This window comes from Microbacterium sp. NPDC059771 (genome assembly GCF_042732495.1).
Lineage (GTDB): Bacteria > Actinomycetota > Actinomycetes > Actinomycetales > Microbacteriaceae > Microbacterium > Microbacterium sufflavum.
In genome coordinates this window covers 2,068,666-2,092,292 of the sequence record NZ_JBHWHK010000001.1, presented here as the reverse complement: position 1 = coordinate 2,092,292, position 23,627 = coordinate 2,068,666, and the positions used below count along the sequence as shown (strand labels likewise).

At 69.7% G+C, this 23,627-nt stretch carries 23 protein-coding genes; 10 read left to right on the top strand and 13 right to left on the bottom strand.

Annotated features, from left to right (window positions below; translation table 11 throughout):
- The first annotated feature begins 7 nt into the window (after window positions 1-7).
- Window positions 8-790 (top strand): type I methionyl aminopeptidase, encoded by a 783-nt coding sequence (gene map, locus ACFV3I_RS09930; RefSeq protein ID WP_136034600.1) that lies wholly within the window; start codon window positions 8-10, stop codon window positions 788-790.
- Window positions 791-799: 9 nt separating this feature from the next.
- Here map and ACFV3I_RS09925 read toward each other — a convergent pair whose 3' ends face one another.
- Genes ACFV3I_RS09925 through rpsP form a run of 6 tightly spaced genes read right to left on the bottom strand, consistent with a single transcriptional unit; the run spans window position 800 to window position 4,007 of the window.
- Entirely contained in the window at window positions 800-1,231 is a 432-nt protein-coding gene (locus ACFV3I_RS09925; RefSeq protein ID WP_136034598.1) for a pyrimidine dimer DNA glycosylase/endonuclease V, read from the bottom strand.
- Complete coding sequence (locus tag ACFV3I_RS09920; protein ID WP_378822760.1) at window positions 1,228-1,962, bottom strand: class I SAM-dependent methyltransferase; 735 nt, start codon at window positions 1,960-1,962, stop codon at window positions 1,228-1,230. Before ACFV3I_RS09920 ends, ACFV3I_RS09925 begins: the two co-directional genes overlap by 4 nt.
- A gap of 43 nt (window positions 1,963-2,005) precedes the next feature.
- Window positions 2,006-2,713 (bottom strand): tRNA (guanosine(37)-N1)-methyltransferase TrmD, encoded by a 708-nt coding sequence (gene trmD / locus ACFV3I_RS09915; RefSeq protein WP_247638736.1) that lies wholly within the window; start codon window positions 2,711-2,713, stop codon window positions 2,006-2,008.
- A gap of 12 nt (window positions 2,714-2,725) precedes the next feature.
- Complete coding sequence (gene rimM / locus ACFV3I_RS09910) at window positions 2,726-3,334, bottom strand: ribosome maturation factor RimM (RefSeq protein WP_136034591.1); 609 nt, start codon at window positions 3,332-3,334, stop codon at window positions 2,726-2,728.
- Between the two features lies 1 nt (window position 3,335).
- Window positions 3,336-3,566: an RNA-binding protein gene (locus ACFV3I_RS09905; RefSeq protein ID WP_136034588.1), complete on the bottom strand. Its 231-nt coding sequence runs from the start codon at window positions 3,564-3,566 to the stop codon at window positions 3,336-3,338.
- 6 nt (window positions 3,567-3,572) lie between these two features.
- A complete protein-coding gene (rpsP, locus tag ACFV3I_RS09900; protein WP_136037018.1) occupies window positions 3,573-4,007 on the bottom strand; it encodes a 30S ribosomal protein S16 in 435 nt (144 codons plus the stop codon).
- A gap of 207 nt (window positions 4,008-4,214) precedes the next feature.
- Between rpsP and ACFV3I_RS09895 the strand changes: the two genes are divergently transcribed.
- The gene (locus ACFV3I_RS09895; protein WP_136034584.1) at window positions 4,215-5,366 is read left to right on the top strand and encodes a glutamate--cysteine ligase; all 1,152 of its coding nucleotides are present in this window, start codon (window positions 4,215-4,217) and stop codon (window positions 5,364-5,366) included.
- Window positions 5,367-5,381: 15 nt separating this feature from the next.
- Here the strand turns inward: ACFV3I_RS09895 and ACFV3I_RS09890 are convergent, their stop codons facing one another.
- Window positions 5,382-6,353: a sugar-binding transcriptional regulator gene (locus tag ACFV3I_RS09890; protein WP_136034582.1), complete on the bottom strand. Its 972-nt coding sequence runs from the start codon at window positions 6,351-6,353 to the stop codon at window positions 5,382-5,384.
- A 103-nt stretch (window positions 6,354-6,456) separates the two neighbouring features.
- Between ACFV3I_RS09890 and ACFV3I_RS09885 the strand changes: the two genes are divergently transcribed.
- The 3 genes from ACFV3I_RS09885 (at window position 6,457) to glpK (ending at window position 10,561) form a co-directional block, all read left to right on the top strand.
- Window positions 6,457-8,166 (top strand): FAD-dependent oxidoreductase, encoded by a 1,710-nt coding sequence (locus tag ACFV3I_RS09885; RefSeq protein WP_378822759.1) that lies wholly within the window; start codon window positions 6,457-6,459, stop codon window positions 8,164-8,166.
- Between the two features lie 91 nt (window positions 8,167-8,257).
- Window positions 8,258-9,013, top strand: a complete 756-nt coding sequence (locus ACFV3I_RS09880) for an MIP/aquaporin family protein (protein WP_136034578.1) — start codon at window positions 8,258-8,260, stop codon at window positions 9,011-9,013.
- 33 nt (window positions 9,014-9,046) lie between these two features.
- Entirely contained in the window at window positions 9,047-10,561 is a 1,515-nt protein-coding gene (gene glpK, locus ACFV3I_RS09875) for a glycerol kinase GlpK (protein WP_136034574.1), read from the top strand.
- A gap of 52 nt (window positions 10,562-10,613) precedes the next feature.
- Here the strand turns inward: glpK and ACFV3I_RS09870 are convergent, their stop codons facing one another.
- Window positions 10,614-11,507, bottom strand: a complete 894-nt coding sequence (locus ACFV3I_RS09870; protein WP_247638734.1) for a LysR family transcriptional regulator — start codon at window positions 11,505-11,507, stop codon at window positions 10,614-10,616.
- A gap of 78 nt (window positions 11,508-11,585) precedes the next feature.
- On the opposite strand from ACFV3I_RS09870, the gene ACFV3I_RS09865 reads away from it, so the two are divergent.
- The gene (locus ACFV3I_RS09865) at window positions 11,586-12,500 is read left to right on the top strand and encodes an EamA family transporter (protein WP_136034570.1); all 915 of its coding nucleotides are present in this window, start codon (window positions 11,586-11,588) and stop codon (window positions 12,498-12,500) included.
- 3 nt (window positions 12,501-12,503) lie between these two features.
- On the opposite strand, the gene ffh is transcribed toward ACFV3I_RS09865, so the two are convergent.
- Together ffh and ACFV3I_RS09855 are read right to left on the bottom strand one after the other, a co-directional pair.
- Entirely contained in the window at window positions 12,504-14,060 is a 1,557-nt protein-coding gene (ffh, locus tag ACFV3I_RS09860) for a signal recognition particle protein (RefSeq protein ID WP_136034568.1), read from the bottom strand.
- Window positions 14,061-14,096: 36 nt separating this feature from the next.
- Entirely contained in the window at window positions 14,097-14,684 is a 588-nt protein-coding gene (locus ACFV3I_RS09855; RefSeq protein ID WP_136037014.1) for a TetR/AcrR family transcriptional regulator, read from the bottom strand.
- A 93-nt stretch (window positions 14,685-14,777) separates the two neighbouring features.
- Here ACFV3I_RS09855 and lipB point away from each other — a divergent pair, with 93 nt between their 5' ends.
- Complete coding sequence (gene lipB, locus ACFV3I_RS09850) at window positions 14,778-15,431, top strand: lipoyl(octanoyl) transferase LipB (RefSeq protein ID WP_136034564.1); 654 nt, start codon at window positions 14,778-14,780, stop codon at window positions 15,429-15,431.
- Complete coding sequence (lipA, locus tag ACFV3I_RS09845; RefSeq protein ID WP_136034562.1) at window positions 15,428-16,417, top strand: lipoyl synthase; 990 nt, start codon at window positions 15,428-15,430, stop codon at window positions 16,415-16,417. The genes lipB and lipA overlap by 4 nt, the downstream gene beginning before the upstream one ends.
- A 20-nt stretch (window positions 16,418-16,437) precedes the next feature.
- Here the strand turns inward: lipA and ACFV3I_RS09840 are convergent, their stop codons facing one another.
- From ACFV3I_RS09840 to smc, 3 genes are read right to left on the bottom strand one after another with little or no spacing between them, the layout of a single operon-like run.
- Window positions 16,438-16,938 (bottom strand): DUF2004 domain-containing protein, encoded by a 501-nt coding sequence (locus ACFV3I_RS09840; RefSeq protein ID WP_136034560.1) that lies wholly within the window; start codon window positions 16,936-16,938, stop codon window positions 16,438-16,440.
- A 43-nt stretch (window positions 16,939-16,981) separates the two neighbouring features.
- Window positions 16,982-17,854, bottom strand: a complete 873-nt coding sequence (gene ftsY, locus ACFV3I_RS09835; protein ID WP_136034558.1) for a signal recognition particle-docking protein FtsY — start codon at window positions 17,852-17,854, stop codon at window positions 16,982-16,984.
- 35 nt (window positions 17,855-17,889) lie between these two features.
- Window positions 17,890-21,438 carry a chromosome segregation protein SMC gene (gene smc, locus ACFV3I_RS09830; RefSeq protein WP_247638732.1) on the bottom strand — a complete coding sequence of 1,183 codons (3,549 nt, stop codon included), beginning with the start codon at window positions 21,436-21,438 and terminating at the stop codon, window positions 17,890-17,892.
- Between the two features lie 550 nt (window positions 21,439-21,988).
- Here smc and ACFV3I_RS09825 point away from each other — a divergent pair.
- Both ACFV3I_RS09825 and ACFV3I_RS09820 read left to right on the top strand, forming a co-directional pair.
- The gene (locus ACFV3I_RS09825) at window positions 21,989-22,273 is read left to right on the top strand and encodes a hypothetical protein (protein ID WP_136034554.1); all 285 of its coding nucleotides are present in this window, start codon (window positions 21,989-21,991) and stop codon (window positions 22,271-22,273) included.
- Between the two features lie 131 nt (window positions 22,274-22,404).
- Window positions 22,405-23,484 carry a GNAT family N-acetyltransferase gene (locus ACFV3I_RS09820; protein ID WP_247638731.1) on the top strand — a complete coding sequence of 360 codons (1,080 nt, stop codon included), beginning with the start codon at window positions 22,405-22,407 and terminating at the stop codon, window positions 23,482-23,484.
- Window positions 23,485-23,627: the final 143 nt, after the last annotated feature.

Here is a 23,627-nt window from a genome sequence, read left to right as displayed (position 1 = left end):
GACACCCATGATCGAACTGCGCACCCCTGCCGAGATCGACGAGATGCGCGCGGCAGGCCGGTTCGTCGCCGAGACCCTGGCGACCCTGCGCGACGAGACGAAAGTGGGCACCAACCTTCTGGCGATCGACCGTCGCGCCCACGACATGATCCGCAGAGCGGGCGCGGAGTCCTGCTACATCGACTACCACCCGTCCTTCGGGGCGAGCCCCTTCGGCAAGGTCATCTGCACCTCCGTGAACGACGCGGTCCTGCACGGCCTCCCCCACGACTACACCCTGCGCGACGGCGATCTGGTCACCCTCGACTTCGCGGTCTCCGTCGACGGATGGGTGGCCGACTCCGCCGTCTCGTTCGTGGTCGGCACGCCGCGCGACGAGGACCTGCGTTTGATCGACACCACCGAGCGGGCTCTCACGGCCGCGATCAAGACCTCTGTCGTGGGCAACCGCATCGGCGACATCTCCGCTGCGATCGCCGACGTCGCCCACGGCGAGGGCTACTCCATCAACACCGACTTCGGCGGGCACGGCGTCGGACGCACCATGCACGGAGACCCGCATGTGGCGAACGACGGCAGAGCGGGCCGCGGCTTCCCGCTCCGCGCCGGCCTGGTCCTGGCTCTCGAGCCGTGGTTCCTCGCGACCACCGACGAGCTCGTGACCGACCCCGACGGCTGGACGCTGCGCAGCGTCGACGGCTCCCGCGGTGCGCATTCGGAGCACACCATCGCGATCACGGATGACGGGCCGATCATCCTCACCGACCGTTCCTTCCTCGGCGTCGACTGACCCGCGACGTCACGCCCGTTCCCACGACGCCACGGGGCCCTCGACCACGACGAACAGCGGATGAGGCGCCGGACGGTGCGTGTGCGCATGCAGGGCCAGGCGGTCCGGGCTTCGGGCGGCGAGCTTGGCACGCAGATGGCGCCACTCCAGGTCGAGTTGACCGGTGGTGACCTCGAGGGGCGGCACAGTGGTGCCGAGGGTACGGATGCGCGAGCGATCGAAGCGGTAGCCACGCGCGTCAGCCTCGTCCGCAAGACCGCGCAGATAGGCCGACACCGCCGTCGACGGCTCGGGTGCCTCGCGGAAGCGCGCCAGCTGCGGGTGCTCGCGATAGCCCTTCGTCGTTCCGGCGAGCACAGCCTGAGCGAGCAGGGTCTCGCGCCAGCACGCCACGAGGCCCTGCCGGTCGAGGTACACCGGATGCAACGACCAGATCCTCATGCGCGCCGGTAGCGGAAGACGTCAGTCAGATGCGGAAGGTCGAAGGCCGCCCTGCCCGCCGTCTCCGGGCTGTCGTCGAGCACGGCCTCGATCGCATCACGCATCGCGCGGCGCCCGGACTCGTTCGCGACGAGATAGCTGCTGACCGTGGCCCACCGGGCGACGTAGCCGGCACGGCTGATCCGTTCCTTCCAGCGGATCTCGTGGTGCCCGACGAAGTCGAAGCCCGGCAGCTCCACGGCGGTCGCGGTCGTGGCATCGGCATCGCCCACGGCCGGGTGCGCGATGCGGTGACATGCGACGTCCCACGCGCACGTCGGATCCGCGCGATTCCAGAGCAGACCCAGCACACCCGTCGGCACCAGCACCCGCGCGATCTCCGCCGCGGCCGTGTCTCGGTCGAACCAGTGGAAGGCCTGCGCAACGCAGACCGCGTCGACGGCGCCGTCGCCCAGGGGGATGCGCTCAGCCGTACCGTCGAGAGCGCTGACCGTTGGCAGCTTGGACCAAAGCACCTCGCGCATCGGCGCGGAAGGCTCGACGGCCACCACGTGATCCGCGCGCTCGAGCAGGAGCTCGGTGAACTTGCCCGTCCCCGCGCCGAGGTCGAGCACCGTAGGAACCGCGGCGGGGAGGATGGCTTCGACCGCGGCGACGGGGAATCCTGGCCGATGACAGTCGTACTCCTCGCCGATCGTCTCGAACGACTGCGCGAGTGCCCTGTCCACCATGCTCCGACGCTAACAGGTGCGCGACACGCGTTCGGAGGTCGGTTCAGGCCTCCGCCGGTGGCAGGAGGTCCGGCCGACGGCGCCGAGTCCGTTCGATCTGCTGTTCGCGGCGCCAGGCCGCGATCGCCCCGTGGTTGCCGCTGAGCAGCACCTCCGGCACCGCACGCTCGCGCCAGACCGAGGGCTTCGTGTACGACGGGTACTCCAGCAGCCCGTCCTCGTGCGACTCCTCGACGAGGCTCTCCGGATTGCCGACGACACCGGGGATGAGCCGTCCGACAGCCTCGATCATCGCCATCGCGGCGACCTCGCCGCCGTTCAGCACGTAGTCGCCGAGGCTGAGCAACCGGACCTCGCCCAGGCCGGACGCGTACTCGAAGACGCGCTCGTCGATCCCCTCGTAGCGGCCGCAACCGAACACGAGATGTCCCCGCGTCGAGAGATCGCGCGCCGTCGCCTGCGTGAAGACCTCCCCCGCCGGAGACGGGAAGATGAAGGTGGGAGCTTCGGTGCCGGACACGTCGGAACCGGCGATCTCATCCAGGGCGAGCCCCCACGGCTCCGGCTTCATGACCATGCCCGCTCCCCCGCCGTACGGGGTGTCGTCGACCGTGCGATGGCGGTCGTGCGTCCAGTCGCGGAGGTCGTGGACGCGCAGATCGAGCAGACCGGTGTGCCGAGCCTTTCCGAGCAGCGACAGCGTCAGGCCGTCGAAGTACGACGGGAAGATGGAGACGACATCGATGCGCACGGGGGAACCGTATCAGCGCGATTCGGAAGCGTCGTCCGCCTCCGTCGACTCGTCCGCCTGGGCATCCTCCGAGTCGGGGAGTTCCTCGAACAGACCGGACGGCGGCGTCACGATAACGCGGCCGCCCGCGACATCGACGGTCGGCACGATCGCCTCGACGAACGGCACCATGATCTCCTGCTCGCCCGCCTTCACGATGAGAAGGTCCTGGGCGGGGAAGTGATCGACGCGGACGACGCGACCGACCACGGTCTCGTCGCGGACGACGTCGAGTCCGACCAGCTGGTGGTCGAACCAGGCGTTCTCCTCGACCTCGTCCTCGTCCTGATCGATCCAGAGGATCGCGCGCACGAGGCTCTCGGCGGCCGTGCGGTCGTCGACGTCGTCGAAGAACACGACCGGGTTCCCGTTCATCACTCGGTACTCGCGGACGGTGATCTCCTTGCCGTGCCACGGAGATGCCTCGGGCACCTGCAACGTGAACACGGCCCCCGGGGTGAATCGGCCCTCGGGGTTGTCGGTGTACAGCTCCAGCTTCAGGGCGCCCTTCAGCCCGTGCGCCTTGACGAGCCGTCCGACGCGGAGCTGGTTCCTGCCCTGGCTGCGGTCCTTCGCCACCACGTCAGTCGTCCGCGACGTCGACACGAACGCGACGCCCGTCCGCGAGAGCGCTGACGAGGGTGCGCAGGGCTTTGGCCGTGCGGCCGCCACGCCCGATCACGCGTCCACGGTCGTCGGGGTGCACGCGCACCTCGAGGAGGTCGCCTCGCGGCGAGGTGGATTCGGTGATGCGCACATCCTCCGGGTGATCGACGATCCCCTTGACGATGTGCTCGAGCGCGGCGGCAAGCACGATGGATTACTCGGCGTCGGCGGCGGGAGCCTCGGCGGCCTCCGCGTCGGCGTCAGCGGCGGGAGCCTCCTCAGCGGGAGCCTCCTTCTTCTCCGCCTTCGGCTTGATGACCGACTTCTTCGAGGAGTCGGCCTCGAACGCCGTCTTCTCCTCGGCGACCTTGAGCGTGGACTTCGCGTCCTTGTCGCCCTTGAAGATGCCCCAGTCGCCCGTGATCTTGAGGATGGCGGTGACCTGCTCGGTCGGCTGAGCGCCGACGGACAGCCAGTACTGCGCACGCTCGGAGTCGACCTCGATGAAGGAGGGCTCCTCGGTGGGGTGGTACTTGCCGATCTCCTCGATCACACGACCGTCGCGCTTGGTGCGCGAGTCGGCGACGACGATGCGGTAGTAAGGCGCGCGGATCTTGCCCAGGCGCTTGAGACGAATCTTGACAGACACGATTCTCCTGAATGGTGTGGAAGGAAACGAACCGATCGCCTGGAGAGTGGGGTGCACACCCGGCGGAAGCTCAATAGGGAGGACGAATGCTGGATAGAGGGTCGAGCACGTCGTCCGACCCTCTATTCTGCCAGATGCACCGGCCCCGCGCGAAACGCGGCGACACGGCGTGGCCGCGTGTCGGCGACGCCGTGTCAGACTGTGGTCGTGCAGCTCGACTTCGCCGCTTCGGCCCGCTCCACCGTCGGTCTCGAATGGGAGATCATGCTCGCCGATCCCGCGACCGGCGATCTGGTCGGCCGCGCGCCCGAGCTCCTCGCCGCGCTGGAAGCGGAGAGCGAGGACGAACGCCACACCGTGACCGGGGAGCTCCTCACGAACACGATCGAGGTCACGAGCGGCATCGGCGACTCGGTGGCCCACGCGGTCGACGACATCGCCAACGCCATCTCCGCGGTCCGGGCCTCCACCGACCCGGCGGGGATCGAGCTCCTCTCCGCCGGCAGCCACCCGTTCGCGCAATGGTTCGATCAGCAGGTGACGGACAAGACCCGGTATCACACCCTCATCGAGCGCACCCAGTGGTGGGGACGCAACATGATGATCTGGGGCATCCACGTGCACGTGGGCGTGGAGGACCAGCGCAAGGTGTTCCCGATCATCAACGCCCTGTCCGCCTACCTCCCCCACCTCCAGGCTCTGTCGGCGTCGAGCCCGTTCTGGGCCGGGGAGCGCACGGGATACGCCTCCAACCGCGCCCTGGTGTTCCAGCAGCTTCCGACCGCTGGGCTCCCCTGGCCGCTGCGCGACTGGGCACAGTTCGAGCGGTACCTCGACGACATGGTCCGCACGGGCGTCATGGCCGACGCGACCGAGGTGCGCTGGGACATCCGCCCCGCACCGCGCTGGGGCACAATCGAGGTGAGGGCGTGCGACGGGCTGTCCACGCTGTCCGAGATGGCCGCCGTCGCGGCTCTCGTGCAGGTGCTGGTCGAGCACTTCTCGCGGCTGCTGGACGAGGGCGCGGCGCTTCCGGAGCTTCCCGCCTGGTACCACCGGGAGAACAAGTGGCGCGCCGCCCGCTACGGCCTCGACGCTCGCGTGATCGTCGACGCGATCGGAACGCAGCGTCTCGTAGGAGATCATCTGGCGGAGAAGATCGAAGAGCTCGCCCCGGTCGCGGTCGAGCTCGGCTGCGGGCGGGAGTTCGCGAGCATCGGCGGCATCCTCGAGGGAGGCGCGAGCTATGCGCGTCAGTTGGCCGTCGCCGACGCGACGGACGGCGACCTCGCCGCGGTCGTGCAGCACCTGATCCGCGAGTTCCGCTCGGGGCCGGAGTCGTCGATCGACGGCGAGTGACGCCCCGTCGGCGGTTCAGTCCTCGATGAGCCGGCGCGCGAGGCCCTCGTCGAGCACGACGTCGGTGATGAGCTCCGCGGCGATCGCCGCCCGCAGGCTCGCGAGCTTCGGCACCCCGGACACGACGCACACCCGCCGGGGCACGCGCCGCAGGCGGTCGAGGCCCGGCCCGGTCGCCCTGGCGTTGACGCGGATGTCGCGCCACGAGCCGTCCGCGCGGAAGAACACGGTCGCGACGTCGCCGATCGCGTGATCCTCGCGGAGGCTCCGGTAGTCCTCACGCCCCAGATACCCGCCGACGTAGACGCGACTGGGGACCTCTGCCGCTGGCGAGCCGAGGCTGAACACCGCGATGTCCATCTTCGCCTGGAGGTCGAGCACCCGCCGTGTGCTGCGCTCCCGCCACATCGCCTCTCGCGTCGCGGGGTCGTCGAAGAACGCCGGGACCGGGAACTGCTGCACCTGCGCGCCGAACGCACTGCCGAAGCGCTGCAGGATGTCGCTGGAGTACTCCACACCGCTGGTCTGCGTGTTGCCGGCGCCGTTGAGCTGCACGAACGTGGTGTTGTGCGTCTCCTTCTGCGTGAGACCACGGCTGACGGCACTGATGGTCGATCCCCACGCCACGCCCACGATCATGTTGGAGTCGACGAACTGAGACAGGAGTCGTCCCGCCGTCAGGGCGACGCGCTCCAGCCGCTCCACCTCGCTCACGATCTCGGCCATCGGCACCACGTGTGCGACGACGCGGTGGCGATCGCGGATGCGCTGTTCGAGCATGCCGAGCCGTTCGAGCGGTGAGTTGATGCGGATGTCGACGAGTCCGCTCTCCCGCGCGAAGCTCAGCAGCCGTGAGACCGAGGACCGCGACGTGCCGAGCTCCGTGGCGATGACCTCCATGGTCTTGTCCTGCATGTAGTAGAGCTGAGCGGCGGTGAGCGCCGCGATCAGCTTGCTGTCGCGGGATTGCGCGCCGGAACCTGCCATGACTTCCTCCTGTCCTTCGATCCTTGCACATATGTGCAGCGGACTTGCGCGCCCACGTCAGACGGGTCGATGCTGGTGGCAAGCAAGGAAGAGAGGGTCGACGATGATCGATTCCACACACGCGTCCCCCGAGCGCGCGGACGTCCGCGCTGTCCGCGAGTCCGGACGCACCACCGTCCTCGTCATCGGCGGTGGCATCAACGGCATCTCCACGTTCCGCGACCTGGCGTTGCAGGGGGTCGATGTCCTCCTGGTCGAGCGCGGCGACTTCGCGTCCGGGGCCTCCGCCGCCTCCAGCCACATGATCCACGGGGGCATCCGCTACCTGGAGAACGGCGAGTTCCGCCTCGTCCGCGAGTCGGTGGAGGAGCGCAACGGTCTGCTCAAGATCGCGCCGCACTACGTCAAGCCGCTGCAGACCACGATCCCGATCTACTCGACGTTCTCGGGCATCCTCTCCGCGCCGCTCCGCTTCCTCACCCACAAGAGCGGCAAGCCGAAGGAGCGCGGAGCGTTCCTGATCAAGGTCGGCCTCACGATCTACGACACCTTCTCGCGCGACGGCGGCACCGTGCCGCGCCACCGCTTCCTCGGACGTAAGAAGTCGCTCGCTGAACTGCCGTCGCTCGACCCGGACATCAAGTACACCGCGACGTACTACGACGCCTCGATGCACGACCCGGAGCGGCTCGCCCTCGACGTGCTGCAGGACGGGCGCGCCGCGCACCCCGGCGCCGTGGCTCTCAACTACGTCGAGGCGGTCGGTCGCGACGGCGACAGCGTGCTGCTGCGCGACCGCGAGAGCGGCACCGAGTTCGTCGTGTCCGCCGACGTGATCGTCAACGCGTCCGGCCCCTGGACCGACCTCACCAACGAGGAGCTCGGCCTCCAGAGCCGTTTCATGGGCGGCACCAAGGGCTCGCACATCGTGCTGGACCACCCGGAGCTGCTGGACGCCACCCGCGGCCGCGAGATCTTCTTCGAGCACTCCGACGGCCGCATCGTGCTGATCTATCCGCTGAAGGGCCGAGTGCTCGTCGGCACCACGGACATCGACGCCGACCCGCGCGAGGTCCCGGTGTGCACCGAGGAGGAGATCGACTACTTCTTCGACCTCATCCACCACGTGTTCCCGACGATCTCGGTGACCCGCGAGCAGATCGTCTACAACTTCTCCGGCATCCGCCCGCTCCCCCGCCACGAGGACACGGCCCCCGGGTTCGTCTCGCGCGACTACCGGGTCGAGGTCGACCGCCAGGGCGCCGTCCCGCTGGTGAGCCTGGTCGGTGGCAAGTGGACCACGTTCCGCGCGCTCGGCGAATCGCTGTCCAACCAGGTGCTCGACCTCCTGGGTCGCACGCGCACGGTGTCGACCGCGGGTCGTGCCATCGGCGGCGGACGCGAGTTCCCGCGCACCGAGAAGGCCAAGCGCATCTGGATCCAGGAGAACCTGCCGGGCGCCGGAGCACGTGCCGAGCAGCTGCTGGCCCGTTACGGCACGCGGGCGGCCGAGGTCTGGGCGCACGTCGAGCAGGGACCGGACGCGCCCCTCGCCGGCGGCGACCTCTCCACACGGGAGCTCGAATGGATGGTGCAGAACGAGATGGTCGCACGGCTGGAGGACGTGATCCTGCGCCGCACCAGCATCGCCTTCACGGGCGGCGCCAACGCCGAGGTGCTCGACGAGATCGCTGAGGCGCTCGCTCCCCTCCTCGGCTGGGACCGCGAGCGGCACGATGCCGAAGTCGAGCAGACCCGCCTCCTCCTCAACGAACGACACGGACTCCACCTTCCGTCCCGCGCCCGCGGCTGACGGAAGTCCGACCACCGCCCTCCTCGCGGTGCTACCCCCATAGGGGGTCGGGGCAGAGGGGCCCCGACCCGTAAGAAAGGTCAATGAAGACATGACTGACGTCAATCTCGGTCTTTACTTCCTGTCCGAGCTCGTCGGCACGGCGATGCTGGTGCTGCTCGGCTGCGGTGTCGTCGCGAACGTCGCCCTGGCGAAGAACAAGGGCTTCGGTGGCGGCTTCCTGATGGTCAACTGGGGGTGGGGTCTCGCGGTGTTCGCCGGTGTCCTCGTCTCGGCCTACTCGGGCGCCATCCTGAACCCCGCCGTCGGCATCGGCCTGCTCGTCGCCGGCAAGATCGACTTCGCGATGTTCCTGACCGCGACCGGGGCGGAACTGCTCGGTGCGATCCTCGGTGCGATCGTCGTGTGGCTCGCCTACAAGCAGCACTTCGACGAGGAGCCCGAAGCGGCCAACAAGCTCGGCGTGTTCTCGACCGGCCCTGCCATCCGCTCCTACGGCTGGAACCTCGTCACCGAGATCATCGGTACGTTCGTGCTGGTGTTCGTGATCTTCGCGTTCGCCGACTACGGCGACATCGAGATCGGCACCCCCGGTGGCCTCGGCCCGCTCACGGCGCTTCCGGTCGCCCTGCTCGTGGTCGCGATCGGCGCCTCCCTCGGTGGCCCGACCGGCTACGCCATCAACCCCGCCCGTGACCTCGGCCCGCGCATCGCTCACGCCATCCTCCCGATCAAGGGCAAGGGCGCGAGCGACTGGTCCTACTCGTGGGTCCCGGTCGTCGGCCCGCTCATCGGTGGTGTCATCGCCGCCCTCGCGGCACCCGTTCTGCTCGGCCTCGCCGGCTGATCCCTACCCGCAAGCGAATTCAAAGGAGAACACATGGCTGACTACATCATCGCGATCGACCAGGGCACGACGTCGAGCCGCGCGATCATCTTCGACAAGAAGGGCAGCATCGTCGCCACCGGCCAGAAGGAGCACGAGCAGATCCTCCCGAAGGCTGGCTGGGTCGAGCACGACGCGGCGGAGATCTGGCGCAACGTGCAGGAGGTCATCGGACTGGCGCTCGGCCGTGCCGACCTGACCCGGCACGACATCGCCGCGGTCGGCATCACCAACCAGCGCGAGACCGCGGTGGTCTGGGACAAGACCACGGGCAAGCCGGTGTACAACGCGATCGTGTGGCAGGACACCCGCACGCAGGAGATCGTCGACCGTCTCGCAGCCGACGGTGGCGTCGAGCGCTTCAAGCCGGTCGTCGGCCTGCCGCTGGCGACCTACTTCTCCGGCACCAAGATCGCGTGGATCCTGGAGAACGTCGAGGGTGCGCGCGAGAAGGCCGAGGCGGGCGACCTGCTGTTCGGCACGACCGACTGCTGGGTGCTCTGGAACCTGACCGGCGGTGTGGACGGCGGCGTGCACGCCACCGACGTCACCAACGCCTCGCGCACGCTGTTCATGGATCTGGAGACGCTCGAGTGGCGCGACGACATCCTCGAGGTGTTCGGCGTGCCGCGGTCGATGATGCCGGAGATCCGCTCCTCCTCCGAGGTCTACGGCACCGCCGAGAGCTCGTCGCTGCTGCGCGAGACGCCGATCGCCGGGATCCTCGGCGACCAGCAGGCGGCGACCTTCGGTCAGGCGGCGTTCCAGAAGGGCGAGAGCAAGAACACCTACGGGACGGGCTGCTTCCTGATCTTCAACACGGGCGAGGAAGTCGTCCACTCGAAGAACGGGCTGCTCACGACCGTCGGGTACAAGCTCGGGGACCAGCCGACGCACTACGCGCTCGAAGGGTCGATCGCCGTGACGGGCTCGCTGATCCAGTGGCTCCGCGACCAGCTGGGGATCATCTCCTCGGCGCCCGAGGTCGAGAAGCTGGCGGAGCAGGTCGAGGACAACGGCGGCGTGTACATCGTCCCCGCGTTCTCCGGTCTGTTCGCGCCGTACTGGCGTCCGGACGCCCGCGGCGCGATCGTGGGTCTCACCCGCTACGCGAACAAGAACCACATCGCGCGCGCAGCGCTCGAAGCCGTCGCGTTCCAGACCCGCGACGTGCTCGATGCCGTCAACGCGGATGCGGGCGTGGACCTGAGCGAGCTCAAGGTCGACGGCGGCATGGTGGCCAACGACGCGCTCATGCAGTTCCAGGCCGACGTGCTCGGGGTCCCGGTCGTGCGCCCGGTCGTCGCCGAGACCACCGCGCTCGGTGCCGCCTACGCCGCCGGTCTCGCCGTCGGCTTCTGGAACGGGCTGGACGACCTCTCCGCCAACTGGCAGGAGGACAAGCGCTGGGAGCCGACGATGGACGACGCCGAGCGCGAGCGCCAGCTGCGGCTGTGGCGCAAGGCCGTCACCAAGTCGATGGACTGGGTCGACGAGGACGTGAAGTAGTCCGAGGAAGGATGAAGCGGGTCCGGGGTCTCCCCCGGGCCCGCTTCTCGTTTCACCCGCGCTCCGATTCCTGGTTCCGCATCCCGTCCAGGACGGCCAGCAGCGCCCGCGCCACGCCCCTCGGAGCCACGGCATCCCACGCGACGTATTCCGTCCGCTCGGGCCCGTCGCTCACCGCCACCGCGACCACACCTTCTGCGCCGTCGACCACCCCCGGGGCCAGAAGGGTCACGGCGAGCCCCGCCCTCACGAGTCCGAGAAGCAGCGGAGCGGTGTCGACCTCGAAGGCCACGTCCCGCTCGAGTCCTGCGGCGGTGAAGGCGGCGTCACTCTGCGCCCGACCCGATGTCCCGGCGGGGAAGTCCGCGAAGGCGCACCCGGCGAGATCGGCGAGCCGGAGCCGCCGCCGCGTCGCGAGCCCGTGGTCATGCGGCAGCACCGCGACCAGTCGCTGATGCTGTACCGCGCGAGACGCGACCCCCGCGGGTTCCAGGTCGCCGCGCAAGCCCAGCAGCGCGATGTCGAGGTCGTCGCGGCGGAGCGCGGCGATGAGCTCGTCGCTGTTGCCACCGCGCAGCTCCACCCGTGCCGCGGGATACGCCTCCCGGAACGCGCGCAGAAGCTCCGGCACCGAGATCGCTGTCACGGTGGGGATCGCGCCGAGGCGGAGCGTTCCGGTCACCTCGCCGGCAACCGCAGCGACGGCGTCCTTCGCCTGCTCGGCGGCGCGGACGGCGACCCGTGCATGCTCGAGGAACGCCTCGCCCGCCTCCGTGAGGCGCACACTGCGGCTCGATCGCGCGAACAGCCGATGGCCGAGCTCGCGCTCGAGCGCCGCCATCTGGTGGCTCAGCGCCGACTGCGTCACGAAGCACTGCTCCGCCGCGCGGGTGAAGCTCCCGGTCGCCGCGACCGCGACCACGTACCGCAGTTGCTGCAGATCCATCCGATCATGATCGCGCCTCATGGATAGGATGACAAGCCCGCGTTGGACTCATGCGCGGGAAGCCCCCACGCTGGAGCCATGAACAGATGGCGCATCGTGCTGCTGACCGCTCTGGCCCCGCTGTCGTGGGGCACGACCTACCTCGTCACGACCGAGCTCCTCCCTCCTGGCCACCCGCTGTTCGCGGGGCTGCTCCGCTCGCTCCCGGCGGGTCTCGTGGCCGTGCTTCTCGCTCGTCGCCTGCCGCGCGGCACGTGGTGGCCGAAGATGCTCGTGCTGGGCGCGCTCAACATCGGCGCGTTCTTCCCGTTGCTCTTCCTCGCCGCCGAGCGGCTGCCCGGCGGGGTCGCCGCCGCAGTCGCAGGGGCGCAGCCGCTCATCGTGCTGGTGCTGGGTGCCCTGGTGCTCCAGGAGCGGATCAGGGCGGTGTCCGCCGCGGCCGCCGTGACCGGAGCGGGCGGTGTCGCACTGGTCGTCCTCGGTCCGGCGGCGCAGCTCGACCTCTGGGGCGTGCTCGCGGCGCTCGGCGGCGTCACCGCGACGGGCCTCGGCATGATCCTCACCAAGCGCTGGGGCCGTCCGCGGGACATCGGCCCCGTGGTCTACGCCGGATGGCAGCTCACCGCGGGTGGTCTGCTCCTGCTTCCCGTGACCCTCGCCGTGGAGGGCGTGCCGTCGTCCATCGACGGGGCCGCAGCGCTCGGCTACCTCTGGCTGGGTACGGTCGGGGGCATCGTCGCCTACACCCTCTGGTTCCGGGGCATCCAGCAGTTGCCGGTGATCGCGCCCGGCCTGCTCGCCCTGCTCTCGCCGCTCGTGGCCGCCCTGCTGGGCGTCATCGTCCTCGGGGAGAGCTTCACCGCGGTTCAGGGCGTCGGACTGGCCCTCGCTCTGGGTGCGCTCGTGGTGGGACAGCTGACGGCGCGGCCACGGCGAACACCGACGACGCCGACGATCGGCGAGGAGCCACCGGTGCCGGCGGCACGCGCCTGAGGATCAGCTCTTGCCGAAGAGCTTCTGGATCTCGGCGAGATCCGCCTCGGTGGGCGCAGGAGCTCCGCCGAGACCGAAGCCCGAGCCGTTCGCGGAGGCGGATGCTGCCAGGCCAGCGTTCTCGGCCGCCCGCTTGGCGGGGTTACCCGAGCGCGAGCGTCCCTGAGACCCCTTGCCCTTCTTGCCGCGCTTGGACGATGCTCCCGGCTTGCCCATGCCGGGCACGGGACCCATGCCGGGGATGTTCGGCGTGCCACCGCGCGCGACCGTCTTCATCATCTTCGCCGCCTGGTCGAAACGCTGCACCAGCTGGTTCACGTCGGTCACGGTCATGCCGGAGCCCCGGGCGATGCGCAGACGACGCGACCCGTTCAAGATCTTGGGGTTACGCCGCTCCCCCGGCGTCATCGAGCGGATGATCGCCTCGGTGCGATCGATCTCCCGCTCGTCGAAGTCCTCCAGCTGCTGCTTCATCTGGCCCATGCCCGGCAGCATGCCGAGCATCTTCTTCATCGAGCCCATCTTCTTCATCTGCTGCAGCTGCTCGAGGAAGTCCTCCAGCGTGAAGGCCTCGTTGGCGAGCTTCTCGGCGACCTTCAGCGCCTCTTCCTCGTCGAACGCCTGCTGCGCCTGCTCGATCAGGGTCAGGATGTCGCCGAGGTCGAGGATGCGGCTCGCCATGCGGTCGGGGTGGAACGGCTCGAGGTCTTCGAGGCGCTCACCGGTCGAGGCGAAGATGATCGGCCGGCCGGTGACGGAGGCGACCGAGAGCGCCGCACCACCGCGGGCGTCACCGTCGAGCTTCGACAGGACGACGCCGGTGAAGTCGACGCCCTCCTGGAAGGCCTTCGCCGTGTTGACCGCATCCTGACCGATCATCGCGTCGATGACGAACAGCACCTCGTCCGGGTCGACCGCCTTGCGGATGTCGGCGGCCTGCTTCATCAGCTCGGCGTCGACACCGAGGCGTCCGGCGGTGTCGATGATCACCACGTCATGCTGCTGGCGACGGGCGTGCTCCACGCCGTCGCGCGACACCTTGACCGGATCGCCGACGCCGTTGCCCGGCTCGGGTGCGTACACGGTCGCACCGGCCTGCTCCGCGACGACCTGCAGCTGGTTGACGGCATTCGGACGCTGCAGGTCGGCGGCGACCAGGAGCGGGGTGTGCCCCTCCCCCTCCAGCTGCTTCGCGAGCTTGCCGGCGAACGTCGTCTTTCCGGAGCCCTGGAGCCCGGCGAGCATGATGACGGTCGGCGCCGTCTTGGCGAACTGCAGACGACGCTGTTCCCCGCCGAGGATCTGCACGAGCTCCTCGTTCACGATCTGCACGACCTGCTGGGCGGGGTTCAGCGCCTTGTTGACCTCGTCGCCGAGCGCGCGCTCGCGCACCTTCGCCGTGAAGTCCTTGACGACCGCAAGAGCGACGTCCGCGTCGAGCAGCGCGCGACGGATCTCGCGCACGGTGCCGTCGACGTCGGCGGCGGTGAGCTTCCCCTTCGTGCGGAGGTTGCGGAAGGTCTCGGTGAGACGGTCGGAGAGCGTTCCAAAGGTAGCCATGGTGCTCCCGATTCTACGCGAGCGCCGACGACTCGCTCAGCCGGACCACGGGAGGTCGTGGATCGCGCCGAGGGCGTCGTCGAGCACGGCCTGCGGGGTTCCGAGCCCCGCGCCCTGCTCGGCCCACACGCGCAACGCGGAGAACACGGCGGCCGCGAGGGCTGCGCCGAGGATGTCCGCCCTGATCGCGTCGACGCCGGAGCCACGGGCCGCGGTGGCGATCGCCTCCGACAGCCGCGCCAGGCGCACCCCGGTGTCGCGGACGAGTTCATCCTGCAGTCCCATCGCGCCGGCGTTGCGCAGAGCGAGCGCGAGCGGGTCCGGCGCGAAGTCCCGCACGATGCCCCGCAGGATCCCGCGCACGGCGTCGCCGTCCGCCTCGCGCCCGAGGCCCTGCAGGCGTTTGACGGCCTCCTCGATGCGCTCGTCCACGGCGGACCACAGCACGTCGCTCTTGGAGGTGAAGTAGTTGAAGAAGCTGGAGCGGCTCACCCCGGCGCGCTGCGTGATGTCGGCGACCGACGTGGCGTCGTACCCGCGCTCCAGGAACAGCTCGCACGCCGCCTCCGCGAGCGTCTCGCGCGACGACGCCTTGGGGCGGCCAGCGCGGCCGGTGGAGTTCATACCCTCACGCTACCGCGCGCGGCGAGTCGCGCTCGGGCGTCACAACAGGGCGTATTCTTAGACGCAATCCAACTATTTCGGAGGCGAGACTTCATGCTCGACATCCTCACCCCCGGGTTCTCCCCGACCCCCGTGCCGTACCTCGACGGCTGGGACCTGCAGCGCCGCGTGCACGCCGATGTGCTCTCCGGCGCGCGTCCGGACACGCTGATCCTGCTCGAACACGAGGCCGTCTACACGGCGGGCAAGCGCACCGAGCCGCACGAGCGACCGCAGGACGGCACCCCCGTGGTCGACGTCGACCGCGGCGGCAAGATCACCTGGCACGGCCCGGGGCAGCTGGTCGGTTACCCGATCGTCCGCCTCCCTGAGCCCATGGATGTCGTCGCGCACGTGCGCCGGCTCGAGCATCTGCTGATCGACGTCCTGCGACCGTTCGGCGTCGACGGCTACCAGGTGCCCGGTCGCAGCGGGGTGTGGGTTCGCCGCCCCCTCTCCGAGGACAAGGTCGCCGCCATCGGGGTGCGCGTGCAGCAGGGCGTGACCATGCACGGCTTCGCCATCAACTGCGCCAACTCGCTCGCACCGTTCCGCGACATCATCCCGTGCGGCATCACCGACGCCGGTGTGACCACGGTCAGCGAGGTCTCCGGGGCCGTCGTCGAACCCCGCGACCTCGTGGACGCCGTCCGCGCCGCCTTCCTCGCCGAATACACCGACATCGCACGGACGGGAGTCCCCGCATGACCGCCGCCCCCGAGGGCCGGAAGCTCCTCCGACTCGAGATCCGCAACGCCGAGACCCCCATCGAGCGCAAGCCCGAGTGGATCCGCACCAAGGCCAAGATGGGTCCGGAGTACACCGCCCTCCACTCGCTCGTGAAGAGCGAAGACCTCCACACCGTGTGCCAGGAAGCGGGCTGTCCCAACATCTTCGAGTGCTGGGAGGACCGCGAGGCGACCTTCCTGATCGGCGGATCCCAGTGCACTCGGCGCTGCGACTTCTGTCAGATCGACACCGGCAAGCCCGCGGACTACGACACCGACGAGCCACGCCGCGTCGCCGAGAGCGTCGTGCGCATGAACCTCCGCTACGCCACCGTCACGTGCGTCGCCCGCGACGACCTTCCCGACGGCGGTGCCTGGCTCAACGCAGAGACCGTCCGCCAGATCCATCGCCTCAACCCGAACACCGGCGTCGAACTGCTCGCCACCGACTTCAACGGCGACCCGGATCAGCTCGGTGTCGTGTTCGAGTCCCGGCCCGAGGTGTTCGCCCACAACGTCGAGACCGTCCCGCGCATCTTCAAGCGCATCCGGCCGGCCTTCCGCTACGAGCGCTCGCTGGGAGTGCTGACCCAGGCGCGCGACGCGGGCCTCATCACCAAGTCGAACCTGATCCTGGGCATGGGCGAGGAGCCGGAGGAGGTCGTGCAGGCCCTGCAGGATCTTCACGACGCCGGCTGCGACATCATCACCATCACGCAGTACCTGCGGCCGTCGCCGCGGCACCTCCCCGTCGCCCGCTGGGTGAAGCCGGCCGAGTTCGTCGAGTTCAAGGAGGAGGCGGAGCGGATCGGCTTCCTCGGGGTGCTCGCCGGACCGCTGGTGCGCTCCTCGTACCGTGCCGGACGCCTCTGGGCGCAGTCCATGGTCTCGAAGGGGCGGGAGATCCCGCCGCACCTCGCGCACATCGCCGAGGGCGCCGACCTCGGGTTCGCCCAGGCCGTGTGATCTGCGGGGTGAGCGCCGGGTCAGTCAGCGCTCATCACGGACTGCACGCTTCCGTCCGAGCCGAGGTTCACGAGCAGCACGTCGTCGGTCGCACTGTCGTCGAGCGCGTACTCGAGCACCGCGAAGGGCTCGGACCCGCCATGCTCGTCCGCCAGGATCGTCATGCTCATCAGGCGCAACGAGCGGATGATGTCCACCGCTGCATCGCCGGACACGTCCACCAGCACGTCCGGCAGGTCGTCGCCGAAGGCCTCCTGCTGCTGAAGGATGTACTCGGTCACCTCGCTCGTCCGGTCATCCACCTCGGACAACATGCCGCGGCGGGCCGTGGCGTCGACGTTCTCCAGTCCCGCGATCAGCGCGGCGGCGATGTCGAGGGCATCAGCGGACACGTCGTCCTGGTCCGGAGCGGTGAGGTCGACCGTCACGCTCTGGTCACCGAGCTCGACGGTCTCCGACCAGAAGATCGAGCCGTCGGGGCCCGACGACAGCAGTCCGAAGTAGTCGTGTTCGATCGCCATAACGCTATGAAACCAGCCTCGTGCTCAGGGCGGTAGCCCTGTGTCAGCCGACCAGCGCCTGCACGAACACGTGCGGGGTGAAACCGGTCAGATCGTCGATGCCCTCGCCCTGTCCGAGCAGCTTCACCGGGATCCCGGTGCGCTCCTGAACCGCGAGAACGAAGCCGCCCTTGGCCGACCCGTCGAGCTTGGTCAGCACGAGCCCGGTGACACCGGCGTGCTGCAGGAACGTCTCCGCCTGCATGACCCCGTTCTGCCCCGTCGTCGCGTCGAGAACCAGCAGCACCTCGCTGATCGGGGCCTGCTTCTCCACGACCCGGCGGATCTTGCCGAGCTCGTCCATCAGCCCGCCCTTGGTGTGCAGACGACCGGCCGTGTCGATGATCGCGATCTCCATGCCCTCGCGCTTGGCGTACTCCACGGTCTGGAACGCCACAGACGCCGGGTCCTGCCCCTCGTGCTGCGGGCGGACGATCGCCGCCCCTCCGCGCTGCGCCCACGTGGCGAGCTGGTCCACGGCGGCGGCACGGAACGTGTCGGCGGCCCCCACCACGACGCTGCGCTGGTAGCCGCGCAGGAACTTGGTGAACTTGCCGATCGTGGTGGTCTTCCCGACCCCGTTGACGCCGACGACGAGCACGACGGCCGGGCGCTCGGTGAGCTTGAGCGTCGTGTCGAACTTCGCGAAGTGCTCCTCGAGCGTCTCGCGCAGCATGCGCTGGAGGTCGCGGGGGTCGGTCGTGCGGTACTTCGCGACCTTGTCGCGGAGCTCGTCGACGATGCGCTCGCTGATGTCCGGCCCGAAGTCGGCCGTGATCAGGGCGGTCTCCAGGTCTTCCCACGTCGTCTCATCGATCGTGGGCTTGACGAACATGCCGCGCAGGGCGCGACCGAGAGACCAGGACTTCTCTGCCATCCCCCCAGCCTACGGGTAGCGGTTCGCTACGCCGGTCAGCTCGCCGCGGCGGCCGCGCGGTCACCGACGCGCTGACCGACGACAGCGGACACGCCGTCCTGGCGCATCGAGACGCCGTACAGCGCGTCGGCGATCTCCATCGTGCGCTTCTGGTGCGTGATCACCAGGAGCTGAGATGTCTCCCGCAGCTGCTCGAACACGGTGAGCAGCCGGCCGAGGTTCGCATCGTCGAGGGCCGCCTCCACCTCGTCGAGGATGTAGAACGGGCTGGGACGCGCCTTGAAGATCGCCACCAGCAGCGCGACAGCGGCCAGCGACCGCTCCCCTCCGGAGAGCAGCGACAGGCGCTCGATCTTCTTCCCGACGGGCCGCACCGAGACCTCGATGCCGGTCGTGAGCATGTTGTCCGGGTCGGTCAGGGAGATGCTCCCCGTCCCACCGGGGAACAGCAGCGGGAAGACCTGGCCGAACGCCTCCTTGGTGTCCTCGAACGCACTGGCGAAGATGGTCTGCATCCGCTCGTCGAGGTCCGCGATGATCGTCAGCAGATCCTGACGGGTCTGGGTCAGGTCGGCGAGCTGCTCCGTCAGGAAGGCGTGGCGCTGCTCGAGCGCGGCGAACTCCTCCAGAGCGAGCGGATTGACGCGGCCCAGCTGGGCGAGCTTCCGCTCGGCCTCGGCCAGCCGGCGCTGCTGGATACGACGATCGAACGGGATCGCCGTGTCGTCGAGCAGTTCGTCCGCAGGGGGCTCCACTCCGGGATCGCGAGGAACGAGCTGATCAGGTCCATATTCCGCAACGAGAATATCTTCGTCGAGCGACAGCTCGGAGGACACACGCTCCAGCAGGCTGTGCAGGTGGAGCTTCTTCTCGTGGATCTGCAGCTCCAGGCCGTGCACGCTCTCGGTGAGGCCGGCGAGCCGCTCGCGCAGCGACGTCTCCTGCTTCCGGAGCGCCACCAGCTCCTCGTTCTGCGCTGCTCTGGCGGCCTCCGCCTCGGCGAGAGCCACGCGGGCCTCGGTCACCGAGCGGTCCAGCGAGTCAAGGATGCGCGGAAGCTCCTCTGCCACCCCGGAGGCGGCCTCCCGCTGTGCCCGACGGATCACTGCGCGGCGGGCGGCCTCGGCGGCGGCGTCCCGCTCTTGCTCGCGCTGCCGTTCGAGCGTCGCGACCCTCGCCTGCGCCGCACGCACCCTCTCGCGCAGCGTCTCGACCTCGAGCCGCGCGCGCACCTCTCCCTCGCGGGCGAGCTCGAGAGCCTCGAGCAGACCGTCGCGGGCAGACGCGTCCAGCACGGGACGCGGCGCGGCCACGGCCTCGTCGAGCTCCGCACGGGCCGACTTCGCCTTCGCCTCGGCATCCGCGACCGCAGCCTGGGCCTGCGCGAGCCCCGACTCCAGGCGCTCGCACTCGGCCACGGCGGACTCGTGCCGCACCGTGACGCGGTTGACCTGCTCGGCGTGCGTGGCCAGGGCGGCATCGTGCTCGCGCAGCGCCCGCAACGCGTCCTTGGCCTGACGCCGTGTCGCCTCCACCTGCTCGTCCGCCTCGATCCGCGCCTCCCGGAGCGAGTCGACGACGATCTGGATCTCGGCGAGCCGCTCCGTCGCCGCGTCGCGCTCGGCCGCGAGCTCGAGACGCGACCGCTCACCACCGGAGCCCGTGCGCAGCGTCTGCGCGGTGATCACCTCGCCGCTGGTCGTCACGATCGTCGTGCGCGTGTCGGACAGCGCATCCAGAGCGGCTCGCGCCGAGCGCGCCGCATCGAGGTCTTCGGCGATCAGCACATGCGACAGGATGCCCAGGACGCCGTCGGGTGCGGTCACCACGTCGATCGCGGACGTGACACCGTCGACGGGAGGCGCGGTCGACTCGGGGCGCAGAGCATCCGCCACCACGAAATCCACGACCCCACGGCGCTCCGCCGCAGCCAGGGCCGCCAGCGTGAACGCGGCGTCCGCGCTGTCGATCAGCACGCCCTCCGCGAGCGGACCGAGGACTGCGGCGATCGCCGCCTCGAACCCCGGCCTGACCTGCACCGCGTCGCCGACCAGTCCGCGGACTCCCGCGCCACCGGCCTTCACGATCTCGGCGGCACCACCGGACAGCGACAGCGCGCTGCTCAGCGCCGCCGCCTTCGCCGTGAGCGAGTCGACCTCGCGCTCCGCGGCGTGGAGCCGTTCGCGCAGCGTCTCGCGCTCGGCCTCCGCCGCCGTCGCCGCCCGCTGCGCGCTCTCATAGGCGGCAGCGTGCTCGACGGCTGTGCCCTGCGGGGCCTCGGCGTCCTCGATCGCCTCCAGTGCCTCCGCCGCCTCCCGCCGCCGTTCGTTCGCCGCTTCGAGCGCATTCTCCTGGCGCAGCACGGCACCACGCACCGCGGCAAGGGCCGACGCCGCCGCATCAGCCGTACCGCGCAGGGCCGTCAGGCGCATGTCGTACTCCGACACGAGCGCGCTCTGCTCCGCGATGTCGACGTCGAGCGTGTCGAGCTCCGCCCTGGCGTGCACGACCTCGCGGCTCGCCGCGACCGCGGCATCCTGCGCATCGCCCAGCCCCGAGGAGATCGTCTCGATGTCGTCCTTCGCCTCGTCGATCGTCGCCTGCGTCACCGTGACCGCGGTCACGGCGGCATCGTCCTCCTCCGAGCCGAGCAGAGCAAGACGCTGATTGGCGAGGGTGTACAGCCCCCGCATGCGCTCCTGGACCTGCTCGAGCCCGAAGGCCACGCCGCGCGCCGCATCGACGGCGACAGAGTTCTGGTCCTTCTCGAGCCGCGCGATGCTCGCACGCACCGCCTCGGCCTGATCCGACAGCACGAGGCGCTCCGTGTGACGCTCCTGCTCCGTGCGGGTGTGGTCGGCCAGGGCCGTGCGCAGGGCGACCACGTCGTCCGCGAACAGCCGGGCCTTCGCATCGCGCACCACGGCCGCGATCGTCTGGGCCTCCCTGGCGATCTCGGCCTGACGGCCCAGCGGCTTCAGCTGCCGCCGGATCTCACCGGCCAGGTCGCTCAGACGCGTCAGGTTGGCCTCCATGGCGTCGAGCTTGCGGAGGGTCTTCTCCTTGCGGCGTCGGTGCTTGAGGATCCCCGCCGCCTCCTCGATGAAGCCACGGCGATCCTCCGGCGACGCCTGCAGCACGGTGTCGAGGCGCCCCTGACCCACGATCACATGCATCTCGCGGCCGAGACCCGAGTCGCTCAGGAGCTCCTGCACGTCGAGCAGTCGGCAGCCCTCGCCGTTGATCGCGTACTCGCTCGATCCGTTGCGGAACAGCGTGCGGCTGATCGTGACCTCGGCGTACTCGATCGGCAGTGCTCCATCGGCGTTGTCGATCGTGAGCTGCACCTCGGCTCGCCCGAGGGGCCCTCGCGTGGAGGTGCCGGCGAAGATGACGTCCTCCATCTTGCCGCCGCGGAGGGTCTTCGCGCCCTGCTCCCCCATGACCCAGGCGAGGGCGTCGACCACGTTGGACTTGCCGGAGCCGTTCGGACCCACGATGCAGGTCACGCCGGGCTCGAAGACGAAGCTCGTCGGCTGGGCGAACGACTTGAACCCCTTGAGCGTCAGGCTCTTCAGATGCATGCGGGCACCGCTCGTCGGGGGAGAATCACGTCGCTACGCTACCGGAATCGCGCGGATTCCCACGGATCCCGCGCGGGTCTCGGAGCGAGCTCCTCCGGCGGCGACACGCCGGCGCTAGCACGAAATGCTTGACGATCGGCTGAGAGTTTCGCTACGGTTGGCCTCCGGATCGCCACACGAAAGGAGGTTACCGATGATGATCACTCAGCACACCGCGAAGGCCAACGGCCGCACCGCGCCCGCGCACACCGCGCCGAACCGTGCGTACTCGGTAACCGCCGGCGACCGCCTCGGCACGATCTGCTAGAACCGTCGCCCGGGATGTGACGCCTCTCCGAGGCCATCCGTCCTGCCGGTTCCCCCGCGCCACCACCCTCTGACCCGCACCGCGGAGTCATGGATTCCCCGCCACCCTCGGCACGCGCTCTCGCATTCTCGCGTCAGCGCATCCCCGAGCGGTCGCCACCGTCCGCACCGTCTCCGGCCGGATCCTCGGCCTGCGCCGGTGCTTCCGCACCCCCTCCCATCACGCAACCTCGAAGGAATCATCGTGAACACCACGCTGTACCGCAGCACCACCCACCCGCCCGATATCGAGGACCGTGAGGTCCTCCCCCTCCCCCGCGACGACGAACGGCGACAGCTCCGTCTGACGGACCGCCTCTCCCTCCGGATCGGCCTCTGGCTGCTCCAGCGGGCTCAGCGGCCGCGGCGGCCGCGCCGAGGGCTGACCCTCGACCCGGCCGACCTGTTCCTCGTCGGAGAGCAGCGTCACCGCTCCGCAGCGGAGTCGAACGCCATGCTCATGTTCGACATGCAGCGGGGAATGCGCTGATCCGCATGACCGCATCGCACGCCGTCGACACCGCACCATCGGTCTCCTCCGCCCCGTCCGTGGGCGGAGGAGACCGTGGACGGCCCTTCGCCGTCTCCCCCGCAGCCGCCCGCCACCCCGAAGGAACCGACATGACCATCGCGGAACTGACCATCTCACCGCTGACCGTCCCCGCCGCGCTCGACGCTGACGACGCCGCCGACTTCCGCGCGTACGGCGAACTCAACCGGCAGATCTGCGACGAGCAGGTCGGTATCCCGGATCTCGCGCCGGATGCCGCGCAGATGCTCCCGGGCTGGCAAGACGACACCGACTCCCTCGACCTCGGCTTCGTCGCCCGCGACGGTGCCGACATCGTGGGCATGGTGACGGTGTCCTTCGCGCAGGAGGCGGACGCGAACGCTGCCGAGGTCGACCTGCTCGTGTCTGACGCACACTGGGGCCGAGGCATCGAAGACGCGCTCCTCGCGCGAGCCGAGAGCGAGGCACGGGCCCGCGGGCGCAGCGTGCTGCAGATCTGGAGCCTGCATCGTCCGGAGGAGACATCTCGCATGCTGGTTCCTCGGACCGGATGGGGCCGCATTCCGGCGACGCCGCTGAGCGACCTCGTCGACGCCCACGGATTCACACTGGAGCAGGTCGAGCGCAACAGTGAATTCAACCTGCGCGCGGACCCCGCTCCTCTGGAGGCCGCTCTGGCCGAGGCCACGCAGGCGGCAGGACCCGACTACCGCGTGGTGGAGTGGCTGCTGCCCACACCGCCCGAGCTCCGCTCCGGGTACGCGGCGGTGCTGGCGCGGCTGTCGACGGACGCTCCGAGCGGCGACATGGACTTCGTCGCGGAGGTCTGGGACGCCGACCGGGTGGCCCGGCGAGATGCGCGGTTGACGGGCGCCGGGCAGACGGTGTCCGTCGTCGCCGTGGAGCACGTGCCCACCGGCGACATCGTCGCGTACAACGAGCTGGTCATCGGAGCGGAGCGCACCGGCGTCACGCATCAGTTCGGCACCCTGGTGTCCAAGGACCACCGCGGGCATCGTCTGGGCATGATCGTGAAGTGCGCGAACCTGCTCCGCTGGCGTGAGCTCGTGCCGGATGCCACCGTGGTCTCCACCTTCAACGCGGAGGAGAACCGGCCGATGCTCGACATCAACGAGGCGATCGGGTTCCGCCCGGTCTCGTACGCGGGCGCGTGGCAGAAGAAGCTCTGATCCCGCGGGAGCGGGGGGGGGCTCCCGGGGGGGGCCTGTCCCAGGGGGGGTCCCGGAGGGGGGAGGAAGGGGGGGGAGGGGGGGAGGGGGGGGGAGGAATGAAAACGGTCGTGATTTTAAGTCGCAATCCTGCAAAAAGAATC